This window comes from Dyella sp. C9, from assembly GCF_003332825.1.
Lineage (GTDB): Bacteria > Pseudomonadota > Gammaproteobacteria > Xanthomonadales > Rhodanobacteraceae > Dyella.
Genome location: NZ_QIRF01000005.1, coordinates 126727 through 140380, shown reverse-complemented (window position 1 = coordinate 140380; position 13654 = coordinate 126727). Strand labels below are relative to the sequence as shown.

12 protein-coding genes are annotated in these 13654 nt (G+C 67.5%); 5 read left to right on the top strand and 7 right to left on the bottom strand.

Annotated elements, in window-relative coordinates:
• Nucleotides 1-74 precede the first annotated feature (74 nt).
• Nucleotides 75-833 (bottom strand): class I SAM-dependent methyltransferase, encoded by a 759-nt coding sequence (locus DVU99_RS09065; RefSeq protein WP_232823527.1) that lies wholly within the window; start codon nt 831-833, stop codon nt 75-77.
• Nucleotides 834-856: 23 nt separating this feature from the next.
• Nucleotides 857-1861: a transporter gene (locus DVU99_RS09060; protein ID WP_114239887.1), complete on the bottom strand. Its 1005-nt coding sequence runs from the start codon at nt 1859-1861 to the stop codon at nt 857-859.
• A gap of 81 nt (nt 1862-1942) precedes the next feature.
• On the opposite strand from DVU99_RS09060, the gene DVU99_RS09055 reads away from it, so the two are divergent.
• Nucleotides 1943-3415 (top strand): PLP-dependent aminotransferase family protein, encoded by a 1473-nt coding sequence (locus DVU99_RS09055; protein WP_114239886.1) that lies wholly within the window; start codon nt 1943-1945, stop codon nt 3413-3415.
• A gap of 167 nt (nt 3416-3582) precedes the next feature.
• Here the strand turns inward: DVU99_RS09055 and DVU99_RS09050 are convergent, their stop codons facing one another.
• From DVU99_RS09050 to wrbA, 3 genes are all read right to left on the bottom strand, one after another.
• Nucleotides 3583-6090 carry a prolyl oligopeptidase family serine peptidase gene (locus DVU99_RS09050; RefSeq protein WP_114239885.1) on the bottom strand — a complete coding sequence of 836 codons (2508 nt, stop codon included), beginning with the start codon at nt 6088-6090 and terminating at the stop codon, nt 3583-3585.
• 123 nt (nt 6091-6213) lie between these two features.
• Nucleotides 6214-6561: a DUF2069 domain-containing protein gene (locus DVU99_RS09045; RefSeq protein ID WP_114239884.1), complete on the bottom strand. Its 348-nt coding sequence runs from the start codon at nt 6559-6561 to the stop codon at nt 6214-6216.
• Complete coding sequence (gene wrbA, locus DVU99_RS09040; protein WP_114239883.1) at nt 6558-7160, bottom strand: NAD(P)H:quinone oxidoreductase; 603 nt, start codon at nt 7158-7160, stop codon at nt 6558-6560. Before wrbA ends, DVU99_RS09045 begins: the two co-directional genes overlap by 4 nt.
• A 134-nt stretch (nt 7161-7294) precedes the next feature.
• Here wrbA and DVU99_RS09035 point away from each other — a divergent pair, with 134 nt between their 5' ends.
• The 3 genes from DVU99_RS09035 to DVU99_RS09025 are packed head-to-tail and all read left to right on the top strand — an operon-like array spanning nt 7295 to nt 9308.
• A complete protein-coding gene (locus DVU99_RS09035; protein ID WP_114239882.1) occupies nt 7295-8563 on the top strand; it encodes a YihY family inner membrane protein in 1269 nt (422 codons plus the stop codon).
• Nucleotides 8560-9039 carry a TlpA disulfide reductase family protein gene (locus DVU99_RS09030; protein WP_114239881.1) on the top strand — a complete coding sequence of 160 codons (480 nt, stop codon included), beginning with the start codon at nt 8560-8562 and terminating at the stop codon, nt 9037-9039. Before DVU99_RS09035 ends, DVU99_RS09030 begins: the two co-directional genes overlap by 4 nt.
• Before the next feature lie 2 nt (nt 9040-9041).
• Nucleotides 9042-9308 carry an acylphosphatase gene (locus tag DVU99_RS09025; protein ID WP_114239986.1) on the top strand — a complete coding sequence of 89 codons (267 nt, stop codon included), beginning with the start codon at nt 9042-9044 and terminating at the stop codon, nt 9306-9308.
• A 7-nt stretch (nt 9309-9315) separates the two neighbouring features.
• On the opposite strand, the gene DVU99_RS09020 is transcribed toward DVU99_RS09025, so the two are convergent.
• Nucleotides 9316-12090, bottom strand: a complete 2775-nt coding sequence (locus tag DVU99_RS09020; RefSeq protein WP_198670241.1) for an EAL domain-containing protein — start codon at nt 12088-12090, stop codon at nt 9316-9318.
• 228 nt (nt 12091-12318) lie between these two features.
• On the opposite strand from DVU99_RS09020, the gene DVU99_RS09015 reads away from it, so the two are divergent.
• Complete coding sequence (locus DVU99_RS09015) at nt 12319-12816, top strand: VOC family protein (RefSeq protein WP_114239879.1); 498 nt, start codon at nt 12319-12321, stop codon at nt 12814-12816.
• Here DVU99_RS09015 and ppk2 read toward each other — a convergent pair whose 3' ends face one another.
• The gene (gene ppk2, locus DVU99_RS09010) at nt 12817-13608 is read right to left on the bottom strand and encodes a polyphosphate kinase 2 (RefSeq protein WP_114239878.1); all 792 of its coding nucleotides are present in this window, start codon (nt 13606-13608) and stop codon (nt 12817-12819) included.
• Between the last annotated feature and the right edge of the window lie 46 nt (nt 13609-13654).

Sequence of the window (13654 nt, the reverse complement as noted above, 5' to 3'; positions counted from 1 at the left end):
TCCCACCCTGGTGACGACGATGGCGTGGAACCCGGTTGTGCGCCGGGTTCATCGGGCCATCCTAGCGCGTCGGTTCAGGGCGTGCGGAAGCGCAGCACGAAGCGGTCGGTGTCGCCGCGGATGGATGGATCGCGGATGCCCAGCGTGTGATCGTCGGCGGGGTTGCGCAGCGCATCGCTCTGGCCGTCGAAACGAAAACCGGCGGCGGCGAGTTCGCTTTTCACCGCGGCCGGATCGATGCGATGCAGGTCGTCGGTGCGGCGGGTGCCGCTGCCTGCCGCGGCGGCATGGTCGAGCACGAGCAAGGTGCCGCCGGGTTTGAGCGCCGCGTAGAGCGTGCGGTCCAGCGTCGCCATGTCCGGCGAACCCATGAACGGGTCGTGCAGGTCGTGATAGTTCTGCGAGGTGAAGATCAGGTCGACGCGTTCGGGCAGTCGCAGCTGGCTTATCGGTTCCACCAGCACCTGCACGTTTGCGTACGGCGCGGTGCCTGCAAAGCCATGCAGGCTTTGCAGGCCCTTCGGCGCGGCCTTGTCCATCTCCACCGGCTGCAGCGCGTAGACCTTGCCGGTGGGCCCGACGATGAGACTGAGCAGGCGCGTGTAGTAACCGGAGCCCGGCATCAGGTCCACTACCACCTGGCCTGGCTTCACGCCGGTGAAATCCAGCACCTGGGCGGGCTTGCGATGAGGATCCTGGGCGCGGTCGTCAGCCGGCCGGCTGCCGTCGCCGATGGCGCGGGCGATGTAGTCGGGTGGTTGCTGCGCACGGCTGAGGCCGATCGGCAGCAGCAAGGCGAAGGCAAAGGTGGCGAACAGCGGGGAGAGCTTCACGGGGGACCTCCGGGTTCGACGTTTCAGTGGACGTAGTTCAGCGCGATGGCGGGCGTGATCGAGCCCGTCGTGCCGTGGCCGTCGAGGATCACGCGCGTACCCAGCAGCACGCCGATGTTCGGCGTCCAGCTGTATTCCAAGGCGGGAGCAAAGCCCACCGCGTTGCTGCTGCCGCTGTGCGTGCGCACGCCTTGCGGAAACGGTTCGCCACCCGGGTCGGTGGTGTTGCCGCTGACCACGGTGTTGCAGTTATGGGTAAACAGCAGGTCGAGCGCGAGCACCCAGCGCCGGGTCAGGCTGTACTCGAACGCGGTATCGGCGGAGTAGCTGTTGCCCGGACGCACGTTGCCGCTGAAGCCCATGCCGGTGCCGTAGACGCTCACGCCGTGCAGGTTGGTACGCCCGGAGAAGTTGGCCCACACGTTGAAGCGCACGCGCAGGATGCGTCCGTTCGGCAGCCACAGGTAGGTCTGCGTGTTGATGCCGATGGACGTGGTGTAGACGCCGGCGCCCATGCCGTTGGCCGGACGGTTGCCAAGTTGGTCGTAACGGCCGGTGGGCACGGTTTCCTGCAACTGGAGCGCCACGGTGGGCACCCAGCTGCCCTCCTGGAACCGGTGCAGGCGGTACTGCGCGGAGAAGGTGGTGTCGCCCAGCTGCACGCCATCGCTGTCGGGACCGCCGCTCACGCGGTTGTAGTCGAACACCGGGATCACTCCCACGGTGAAGTCGTTGGCCAGGCCGTATTGCAGGTAGGTACGCGAGCCGAAGCTGTCCGAGCCCCGCGAGCTGATGTCGTACAGGTAGGGCTCGGCAAGGATGTGGCCGGTGGGCAGCGTCTCGGCCGAATTGGCCAGCATCGGGCCCGTCCACCAGGCGTTGTCGCGGCTTTCCGAGGTGGCGGGCGGTTCTTGCGAGCAGGCCGGCAGCGGCGCCACCAGCGAGAACAGGATGCCGAGCAGGCACAGCCAGGCCGCGCGTCGAAACAGCGTCAGCGAGGTCGTGGGGACTTGTGCCGGACGGTTCATGGGGCGCAAGCTAGGCCCAAAAGTGGTTGGCTGGAATAACCACTTTTACCTGGTTTTGTATAACCACTTTCGGAGATCCGCATGAAACGCCTGCATGCCGGTTTCCTGCCGTCGGTGGCCGTGGATCCGGCCGTGGATGTGCCGCTGTACCTGCAATTGTCGGAGTGGTTCCGGCAGGCCATCCTGCAAGGCCAGCTGCGTCCCGGCCAGCGCGTGCCTTCCACGCGGCGCCTTGCCGACGAGCTGAACATCTCGCGCATTCCAGTGCTGGGTGCCTACGAGCAGTTGCAGGCAGAGGGTTATCTCGAGACGTTCACCGGCGCCGGCACCTGTGTGGCGCGAGCCATTCCGGATGATCTGCGCGGTGCCGGGCGATCGCCACGCACGCCGTCGTCACCCGGGCAGCCTGCCGGTCCGCGTCGCGTGTCGCAGCGGGCTGCGCGCATGCGCGCGCCCGAGCAGACCTGGCTGGCCAACCAGGGCGCCTTCCGCGTGGGCCGGCCTGCGCTGGAGCAGTTTCCGTTTGCCGTTTGGTCCAAGCTGGTGAGCCGGCATGCCCGGCATATGAACGCGGACGCCATGATCTATGGCGACCCCGCGGGATACTCGCCGTTGCGCGAGGCGATCGCCGATTACCTGGGAGCCGTGCGTGGGGTGCGCTGCGATGCCACGCAGGTGCTGATCACCACCGGCTCGCAGCAAGGCCTGCAGATTTGCGCCCACGTGCTGTTCGACCACGGCGAGCGGGTGTGGATGGAAGATCCCGGTTATCCCGGCGCGCACCAGGCCTTCCACACGGCTGGCGCACAGCTGGTGCCGGTGCCTGTGGACGAGGATGGCCTGGACGTGGCGCAGGGGGCGCGGCTGGCACCGGATGCGCGTGCGGCTTACGTGTCGCCCTCGCACCAGTTCCCCCTGGGCACGACGATGAGCGCGGCGCGACGCATGCAGCTGATCGACTGGGCCGCGCGCAACGATGCCTGGATCGTGGAGGACGACTACGACAGCGAGTACCGCTTCGGCGGCCGACCGCTCGCCTCGCTGCAGGGCACCGACGCGCACGCGCGGGTGATCTACCTGGGCACCTTCAGCAAGGTGATGTTTCCCGCGCTTCGCGTGGGCTATATGGTGGTGCCCAGGGATCTGGTTCGCGATTTCCACGCCGGGCGCGACGCGATGGATACGTTCACCTCGTTGCTCTACCAGCGCGTGATGACCGACTTCATTCGCGAGGGCCATTTCGCGCGGCATATCCGTGGCATGCGTGCCCTGTACCAGGCACGCCGCTCGGCGGTGCTGGACGCGCTGGCCGAGCACCTGGCCGGTCGCTTCGAGGTGATGGGGGCCGACGCCGGCATGCAACTGGCCGGCTGGTTGCCGGAGGGCGTGGACGATGTCGCGGTGTCGCGTATGGCTGCCACGCGGGGCGTATCGGTGCGCCCCTTGTCGCTGTGCTACCTCGGCAGGCCGCGCAGCGGGCTGATCCTCGGCTACGGCGGCGCGTCGCCGGAAGAGATACGCGAAGGCGTGCGCGAGCTCAGTCACTGCTACTGAGCGTGCGTGCGCCGCGGTCGATGGCGCAACCGGATGCGGGCGCCGGATAGCGAAGCGGGGCCGCTCGGCCCCGCTTCGTCGCTCCTATGAGCCGCCTGGCTAATCCGCGTGAGGCACCGGCGCTCTGAGCGAGCGCCGGGAATGCCCGTAACAGATATCGCTGCGGATTACGGAGCGGTCTTGGCGGCCTTGGCCGGCTTGGCCGCGTCGGAACCGGCGGGGGCGTTCTTCACGTAGCGGTCGAACCAGGTCAGCATCTCGTAGACCTCCTGTTCGTTCGACTCCATTGCGGTGTACCAGTGCGGCTCATGCGGCAGCATTACCAGGCGGGTAGTGCCGCCAAGGCCGCGAATGGCCTGGAACAGCTTTTCCGACTGGATCGGCTCGGTGCCCGGGTTGGCATCGTCCATGCCATGCATGATCAGCAGCGGTGCCTTGACCTTGTCCGCGTGGAAGAAGGTGGAGGCCTGCTCGTACACCGAGGTCGCCTGCCACAGCGAGCGTCGCTCGTTCTGGAAACCGAATGGGGTGAGCGTCTTGTTGTAGCCACCACTGGTGGCCACGCCGGCGCGGAACAGGTCCGTGTGGGCAAGCAGGTTGGCGGTCATCAGCGCGCCGTGGCTGTGGCCGGTGACGCCAATGCGGTTGCGATCCACCACGCCCATGTCCACCGCCTTGTCGACGGCAGCCTGGGCATCCATCACCAGCTGGTCGATGTAGGTGTCATACGCTGTGCGCGGATCACCCACGATGGGGAACGAGGCGTTGTCGATGATCGCGTAGCCCGACAGCAGCAACAGGCGGTAGCTGCGCAGCACGTCGAACTTCTGCTGCGAGCCGCTGATCTGCCCGGCCTGGCTGGGGTCGGCGAAGTCCTGCGGGTAGGCATACAACACGGCCGGCAGCCGCGTGCCCGGCTTGTAGCCCGGCGGCGTGTACAGGGTAAAGGACAGTTCCACGCCATCCTTGCGCTTGTAGGTCACCAGCTGCTTGCCGATGCCGCGTACCTGCGGCGTCGGATCGGGGATGTGCGTGATCGGCGAGGCGCTGGAGGCAAACGCGGCTTCGCCAGCGGCAGCATTGGCGACCGGCTGGCCCAGCGTGTAGAGGAACAGGTTGGGCGGCTCGACGGGCGACTGGCGTGCGGTGATGAAGCGTTCGCCGCCGGTCAGTACGGCCAGCGGACGCTCGAAGGCGTCGGCGCTGCTGCGGAACAGCCGCTCGGTGTGGCCACTGGTGAGGTTGTAGCGATCAAGGAAGGGGCGATCACCCTTGGGCGTGCCACCCGGTCCGGCCAGGTACACGTTGTCGCCATCCTGGCGCACCACGCTGGCGCCATTGGGCAGCGTCTGCATCAGCAGCGAGCCGGGATTGTTGTAGACCTCGTTGAGCGAATAGTCCCAGATCGTGCGCGCGGGCTTCTCCGGGTGGGCCACGTCGACGCGGGTGATGTGCATCCACTGGCGGTTGGCGTCGAACTCGTACACGAAGGGCTCATCGCCCTGGGCGAGCCAGCGCATGCCGCCGAAGCGCTGCGTGGTGCGGGCGATTTCCCTGGGTTTGCCACTGAAGGGCGCGCTCCATGCCATCACCTTGTCGCGCTGGGGAACGTTGACCTTCCAGTCGCCTCCGTCCAGCGCCTCGGGCCATACGAGCGTCGCCGGTGCATTGGCGCGCCACGTCAGTTCGCGAGGGCCTACCGGCACGCCGTGCACCGGCACGCGGTCGGCCACCGGCAGCGTGGCGATGGCCGCGGCTTGTCCCGTGCGCACGTCCAGCACGCTGACGTCACGCGCAAAGCGCTCATAGGTCGTCACGTAGGAGTAGGGACGCTTGAGCGTCTCCACCAGCACGTGCACACCATCGGGTGCGCCGTTCACCTCGGCCAGCACGCCGGGCTTGCCGACGTCGCGGATCTGCCCGCTGGCGGCGTCGACCACGGCCAGCTGCGCCATGCCGTAGTAGTCGAACAGGGCCTCGTCCTCCGGGCTGCCGAGCGTGTCGCGGGCCTCGTAGGTGCTGCTCTCGCCCTTGCCCTGGATGGACTCCTTGATCTCCGGACCGGCAGTGGCGCTTGCCTTGGGCGCCGGGCCCAGGTTGGCCGGGACCAGCTTCACCAGCAGGGTGTCGCTGTCGTGCAGCCACTGCACTTCGTCTTCCATCACGGTGTTGATCGCCGCACCCTCGACGCGGTGCACCGCTCCGGTCAGGGCGTCGCCCAGCCACAGTTCGGTGCGCTCGCTGGTCGTGTTGGTGAAGGCGAAGCGATGGCCATCGGGCGACCACAGCGGCACGTCAGGGCAGGCGTCGGCGGGCAGCTTCACGGCAATCTGCTGGTGGCTGGCGACGTCTTCCAGCGTGAAGCTCTTCAGGCAGGGGCGGATGCCGTAGCCGCTGGAGGCGTCATGGCGGCTGTGGTTGCGCGGCTCGATGCGCAGGCCGGCGAGCTTTACGTACGGCTCGGCCACGCGCTCGATCGATGGGTACTGCGACAGCTCGACCAGCAGCATGCGCTGGCGGGTGGGATCCAGTACGGGAACCGCCGGCAGCGGCGCATGCATCACGCCGAGCAACGGCTCCGGTGGCTTGTCGTAGGCCGCCTGAAGGGCTATTGGCAGCAGGGCCAGCAATCCTGCAAAGAGGGGTGCCCGCCGACGAAGGGTGGCAAGGTGCATCGTGCATTCTCCCTGGGGTGATCATTCCCTGATAGCACAGCGCCTGCCACCGGCCTCCCTGCTGGAAGTCATGCGGCGAAAAATATTTCGAATTCCTCCGGTCGATGCCGGAGCGCGGGCTGCTCAGGCCGGCGACTTATGGCGTACGCCCCAGCCGAGCGTGCCGATCAGGGTGAGGGTAAGCGCGATCTCCAGCAGGGCCAGTAGGCGCTGGTCTGGTGCGCTCCACGCCTCGCTGATGCCGTGGCAGAAATAGAACAGGCTGAGGATGCCCACCCATAGCAGCGCGCGGCGCACATTGCGGATCGCCAGCAGCGGCAACAGCAGCGGGATCACCGTGACCGCCAGTACCAGCGATACCGGCAGTTGCTGTGGCGGAAACAGCCAGCCGTGCCAGACGGGCTGCAGCACGGCCAGTGCCGCCCATGCCGCCAGGCCCAGCCGGTAGACCGGGAGGATCGATGCGCTCATGCAGCGGTGCCCAGGCGCCGCGCCACGTCGGCCAGCCGACGGCCGAGTGCACGGGCCAGTTCGCGTTCGTGTTCGGTGATGGCGTTGTCGCCCTTGGCGCCGGCCACATGGCTGGCGCCGTACGGCGTGCCGCCGCTCTGCGTGGCGGTGAGTGCGGGCTCGGTGTAAGGCAGGCCCACGATCAGCATGCCGTGGTGGAGCAGGGGGAGCGCCATGGTGAGCAAGGTCGATTCCTGTCCGCCATGCATGGTGCTGGTGGCGGTGAACAGCGCGGCGGGTTTGCCGGCGAGTGCGCCGCTGGCCCACTCGGCACCGGTGGAGTCCAGGAAATACTTCAAGGGCGCGGCCATGTTGCCAAAGCGCGTGGGGCTGCCCAGCGCCAGGCCGGCGCATTCGAGCAGGTCCTCGCGGGTGACGTAGGGGGCGCCTTCCTCCGGCTCCGGCGGTTGTGCCACTTCGGTGACCGGCGCCACTGGCGGCACCTGGCGCAGGCGGGCGCGCATGCCGGGCACTTCCTCCACGCCACGCGCGATCAGTCGTGCCAGCTGGGCGGTATGGCCGGTGCGGCTGTAGTAGAGGACCAGGATGTCGTGGCTCATGGTTTGGGCAGCAGGCGAATGATCGGTTAGTGTACCGGTCGATCAAGCCCGTGTAGCCGGCCTGTTCACGTCACGCGCATGCCCCGTGGTGCATGCAGGGGGCGTCCTGTTCCGGCGCCATCGAAGGAACCCACATGGCCTTGCGTTTCGACCGCGACCGCCTCAGCAGCTTCAGCCGCTTCCTGTGGCAGCGCTTCATCGACGACAAGTGTTTCGAGACGGCCGGTGCGCTGTCCTACACCACGCTGGTTTCGCTGGTGCCGCTGATCGTCGCCTCGCTGGCGATCTTCGCCGCGTTCCCCGCGTTTGCCGACGCGCGTGCCACCCTGATCGAGTTCGTCTTCAGCAACTTCATGCCTGCCGCTGGCGAGCGCGTGCAGGAGTACCTCAACGGCTTCGCCGACAACGCCAGCAAGCTCACCGGCATCAGCGTGCTGGTGATGTTCTTCAGCGCACTGTCGATGATGGTGAGCATCGAGGATCGACTCAACCGCATCTGGCGCGTGCGCCGCCAGCGCGGCTGGGTGTCGCGCCTGTTGCTGTACTGGGCGGCGCTGACCCTGGGGCCGGTGCTCATCGTCGGCGGCATCGCGGTGGCGTCGTACGCCACCGCGATGCCGATCCTTGGCGATGCGGTCGGCCAGCTCGGCCTGCGCCAGCGGCTGGTGTCCACGTTGCCGTTCGTGGTGACGTTCCTCACCCTGATGCTGATCTACATGATGGTGCCGAACCGCCGCGTGCGCTGGCAGGAGGCGGCCATTGGCGCGCTGCTGGGCGCGGTGATGTTCGAGATCGCGCGCTGGGGCTTCGCCCACTTCATCCATCACGCGCACACCTACCAGCAGGTGTACGGCGCCGCGCTGGCGGCGATCCCGATCTTCCTGCTGTGGATCTACATGTCGTGGGTGATCGTGATCCTGTGCGCCTCGGTGGCCGCCTCGATGGAGGCGTTCGAATACCAGGCCCCCGCGACCTGCCTGCCCGACGAGGATGCCTTCCTCGGCTTGTTGCTGGTGCTGCGGCACTTCATCGATGCGCACCGGCAGGGCGTGGCGGTGGATCTGGAAGTCCTGCGCGGCCGCGAGCCACGCCTGTCGCGGTTGATCATCGGCCGTTACATCGACGACCTGCAACGCGCGGACCTGATCCGACAGGCGCCGGGTGGCTGGTTGCTGAGCCGCAGTCTCGACAGCACCGATCTCTTGCGCGTGTATGCTCACAGCCATTACCGCCTTCCGCTGCGGCCCTACGAAGACGTGCAGGCCAACGGCATCGAGTTGCCGGAGGCATTGCTCGCCCTGCTCGAGCAGACGGCGCGATCGCTGGACGTCACGCTGGGCACGCGCCTGGACGTGGCCTATCCGGTCACCGTTGCCCCCCTTACCGAGGACACCGATACATGACATTGCTCAAGCCGCTCGCCGCCGTCGCGCTGGCCATCGCGCTCGCAGGTACGGCGCAGGCTGCGATGCCCGTACAGCCGTCGATCAAGCTCACCACGCTGGACGGCAAACCCTATGACCTCGCCACGCAGCGGGGCAAGTGGGTGATCGTCAACTATTGGGCCACCTGGTGCGTGCCCTGCATCAAGGAGATGCCCGACATCTCGCGCTTCGTCACCGCGCACAAGGACAAGGTGTCGGCCATCGGCATTGCCTATGACGACAGCGACAAGGCCGATATCCAGGCATTCCTTGCCAAGCATCCGGTGAGCTATCCCGTGGCCCAGGTCACGCTGGACAAGCCGCTGAAGGACTTCGACGAACCACGCGGCCTGCCCACCACCTGGCTGATCGCACCCGACGGCAAGGTCGCCAAGCGTTTCGTGGGCACGGTGAACGATGCCTCGCTCAGCGAGGCGATCGGCCTGGGGAAATGACCGTGGCCGCCGCGCGCTTCCTGGTCAGCGGGCGCGTGCAGGGCGTGTTCTATCGAGCCAGTACGCGCGAGCAGGCGCTGGCGCTGGGCTTGAGCGGCCATGCGCTGAACCTGCCCGATGGCCGGGTCGAAGTGGTGGCGGTGGGCCCGGACGAGGCGCTCGACGCGCTGGAACGATGGCTGTGGCAGGGGCCCGCCCTGGCCCGGGGCGAAGTGGTGATCCGCGAAACCTGTGCCGTTCCCGACATAGAGGGCTTTCGCACCGCTTGAGCCTTGCTCAGTCGGCCTGCGCCAATTCCAGTTCCGCATTGCTTTCCCACGGCGGGGACATCGCGAAGGGGCGGGGCAGGGACAAGGCGAAGCCCTGAGCGAAATCGATGCCCAGCTTGCGTACCTGCTGCAGCAGGGCCTCCGAACCCACGCATTCGGCGATGGTCAGCTTGCCGGTGACGTGGCCGATGTTGTTGATCGCCTCGACCATGGCGAAGTCGATCGGATCCTCGATCATGTCCTTGACGAAGCTGCCCTCGATCTTCACGAAGTCCACCGGCAGATGCTTGAGGTAGGTGAACGAGGACATGCCCGCGCCGAAATCGTCCAGCGAGAAGCGGCAGCCGAGCCTGCGCATCTCATGGATGAAGGTGGTGGCGCGCGACAGGCTGGATATGGCGGCGGTTTCGGTGATCTCGAAGCAGATCATCGACGGCGCGATGCTGAACTGGTTGAACTGCTGGCGCAGGAAGCCCGCGAAGCCTTCCTCGCACAGCGAGTTGCCCGACAGGTTGATCGCGCATAGCCGTGGCGCGCGGGCGGGATCGCGATCCAGGCGCTGGCGCAGCGTGGCAAACGCCGACTGCACCACCCAGCGGTCGATCGAGGGCATCAGGCCGTAGCGCTCGGCTGCAGGGATGAACGCGCGAGGTGGTATCAGCAGGCCATCCTCGCTCACCATGCGCAACAGCAGCTCGACATGGCGTGGTCCGCCGGGCTCGCGAAGGTCCGCGATGTCCTGCGCGAACAGGCAGAAGCGCCCCTCGGCGAGCGCCGCCTGGATGCGGCTGACCCAGCTCATCTCCGACTGCCGCACCGCCACCTCGTCATTGTCCAGGTGGTAGGTCTGCACGCGATTGCGGCCTTTTTCCTTGGCCAGGTGGCAGGCGGCGTCGGCCGCGCCGAGGATGTCCTCGCGTGCCAGCTGCTCGCCATCGAGGCTCACCAGTCCGATGCTGGCGGTGATGGCGAAGCTGCGTTCGCCGAACACAAAGGGCTCGTCGTTGATCGCGGCGCGCAGGTTCTCTGCGATGGTGAGTGCCGCCCCGGCGTCGCAGTCCTCCAGCAGCACGACGAACTCGTCACCGCCGAGCCGCGCCACGGCGTCGAAGCCGCGCACGTGGCGCGCGAACAGCGCGGCGACCTGGCGCAACAGCTCATCGCCGGCAGCGTGGCTGCAGGTGTCGTTGACCACCTTGAACTGGTCAAGGTCCAGGTACAGCACGGTGAACGGCGGGCCACCGGCATGGGTGGCGCGTGACGCGCGTGCGAGGCGGCGTTCGAACTCGCGGCGGTTGATCAGGCCGGTGAGGCCGTCGTGGCTGGCCTGATAGGCGAGCTGGGCCGCATGCTCCCGATCGCGGCTGACGTCACGCATCACCAGCACCACGCCGTCGATGCTGCCGGTACGGCCCCGGATCGGCGTCGCGGTGAGATCCACCGCGACCGACCAGCCATCCGAATGCGCCAGCACCAGCTTGTCGCCGAAGCTCCAGGCCGATTGTTCGCGCAGCACTTGCGGGATCGGGTCAGGGGCTGGTTCGCCGGTCGATTCGGTGACGAACCGGCAGATCGCCGAGACGGGCAGGCCACGCGCCAGCTCCATATGCCAGCGCGTCAGGCGCTCGGCGCTGGGGTTGAGGTACTCGATGCGGCCTTGGGCGTCGGTGGTGATCACCGCATCGCCGATGGACTGCAGGGTGACCTCGGCGCGTTCCTTCGCTGCATAAAGCAGGGCGTCGGCGGTGCGCCGTTCGGTGATTTCGGTGACCGAGCCGGCCGTGCGCAAGGCGATGCCCCGTGCGTCGCGCGTGGATGCGCCACGGGCATGGAACCAGCGCACGCCACCTGCCGGTTGCGGCACCCGGAACTCCACGTCCAGCGCATGGCTGCGTCGCACGTGGGCCACCACGGCGCGCATGACCGCACGCCGGTCGCGCGGATGCAGGTGGTGGAACACGGAAGGCTCGTCGTTGCCGGCGCTCCCGTTCGCGCCGAGCATGCCGCGCAGCTGCGGCGAGAGGTAGACCCGCCCGCTGCGGCGATCCCAGTCCCACAGGCCATCGTTGCTGCCCGCCACCGCCAGTTGGTAGCGGTCTTCGCTGGCACGCAGCGCATGCGCCACCCGCGCGCGGTCGTCGAGCAAGCGGCGCGCGCGCCAGGTGGCGCCGAGCGCAAGCAGGCAGCCGGCCAGGCACAAGGTCGTGCGCAGCAGGTTCACCGTTTCACGCGAGGCCTGAGCCAGCGCATCGGAGAAGCCGTACTCGAGCGGGGTGAGCTCCGCGTCCACGTCACGCACGCGGCGCCGGTAGGCTTCGATCCAGGCACCGTCGTCCTCGCGCAGGAGCACGCGGCGGCGGGCGTCGCGCGCGAGCGTGATGAGTTCGTCGATGCGATCATCGGCAGCCGTCCAGTAGGCGACCGCGCGGCGCACGTCGCCGACATCGCGGAAATAGCGATACAGGCGTGCCATGCCCGGCACGTCGGTGCGATCGATGCCACCGCGAGCGAACTGCTTGGTGACCAGCGCCATGTCGGGTTCGGCGCGGTCCAGTTCCAGGCGCGCGGCGCGATCGCCCAGCGGCACCTCCATCATCTGCTCGAAGCCGCGGTAGTCCAGCTCGGAAAACGTCGAGAGGTAGTGCTGCAGGTAGGACACCGCGATCTTCTGGTTCTTCGACCAGCGGCTTTCGCCTCCCACGAAGGCACGGGCGGCCGAGAGGATGTCCAGGCTGGCGACGCACAGGCCAATGGTCACCGCGACGACCAGCACGAAGGGCACGACGATCTCCGTCGCACGCTCCCTCTGGTCCGGTGCAATCCCCCGGCCGCGACCTCGCATAGCCCCCTCCGGTGTGGCCTGACGATCAGGCCTGAGGTTTATCGGCCGGGGCAGGCGTGGCTTGAAGGCCGTGCGAGGCCTCGCGATGTCGATCCGGCGGGGGCTGCGTCGTCGGATGTAAGAGGCCGCGCGTGCCGGCGAGCCCCGACGCACAGCCAGGAGGGTCCCATGTCCAGCCGTTTCCAGCGCATCACCCCGTTCCTGTGGTTCGAGCACCAGGCCGAGCAGGCGGCGGCGTTCTACGTGCAGGTCTTTCCCCACTCATGCATCGGCGACACCACCCGCCATACCGCCGACAGCGCGGCGGCCTCGGGCCGCGCGGTGGGTTCGGTGATGACGGTGGCGTTTGAGCTGGACGGCCAGCTCTTCACGGCGCTCAATGGCGGGCCGCTGTTCCGCTTCAACGAGGCACTTTCGCTGGTGGTGCATTGCCATTCGCAGGATGAAGTGGACCACTACTGGAGCCGGCTGTCCGCCGGCGGCGATCCCCAGTCCCAACAGTGCGGCTGGCTCAAGGACCGCTATGGCGTGTCCTGGCAGGTGGTGCCGGACGAGATGATCCGGATGCTCGGCGCCGCGGACCCGGCCAAGGTGGCGCGCGTCACGGCGGCGCTGATGCGGATGAAGAAGATCGACCTGGCGGTATTGCGCCAGGCCGCCGCCTGATCAGTCCTCCTGGTCGTCGCAGGTGTCGGGCACCCACAGCGCCTTGCTGGTGACGTGTTCGGTCCTGGGCTTGCCCTTGAGCTTGGGCAGCTTCACCTCGGGGATCGTCTCATCGTGCCGCGGCACCTGTTCGAGCAGGTGGCGGATCAGGTTGACCCGGCCGCGCTTCTGGTTGTTGAAGTCGACCACGAACCAGGGCGCATGGGGCCGGTGCGTGCGATCGATCATGAGGTCGCGCAGATGGCCGATTTCCGCGTACTTTTCGCGCGAGGCAAGGTCGTTGGGCGACAGCTTCCAGCGCTTGAGCGGGTCCTGGGCCCGGTCGGAGAACCGCTCCTCCTGCTCCTCCTGGTCCACCGCCAGCCAGTACTTGATGAGGATGATCCCGTCGTCGGTGAGCAGCTTCTCGAACGCCGGCACGGCGGCCATGAAGGCCTTGTACTGTGCCTTGGTGCAGAAGCCCATGGCCGGCTCGACCACCGCGCGGTTGTACCAGCTGCGGTCGAACAGCACGATCTCGCCCGCGCTCGGCAGGTGCTGCACGTAGCGCTGGAAGTACCACTGGGTGGATTCGGTTTCGTCCGGCTTGGGCAGCGAGGCGATGCGGAATCCTCGCGTGTCCATCGACTCGGTGATGGCCTTGATGGTGCCGCCCTTGCCGGCGGCGTCACGCCCCTCGAACACCACCACCAGCCGTTGCCCGCTGCGTCGGAGCCAGCGATGCAGGCCGGCCAGCTCCAGTTGCAGTTCGGCCATCGCGCGCCGGTAGGTCTTGGCCTTCTTCTTCGCCATCGGGAGAGCCTCCTTGATGCTGCCGCCGGAACATTGTGCGTGGCCG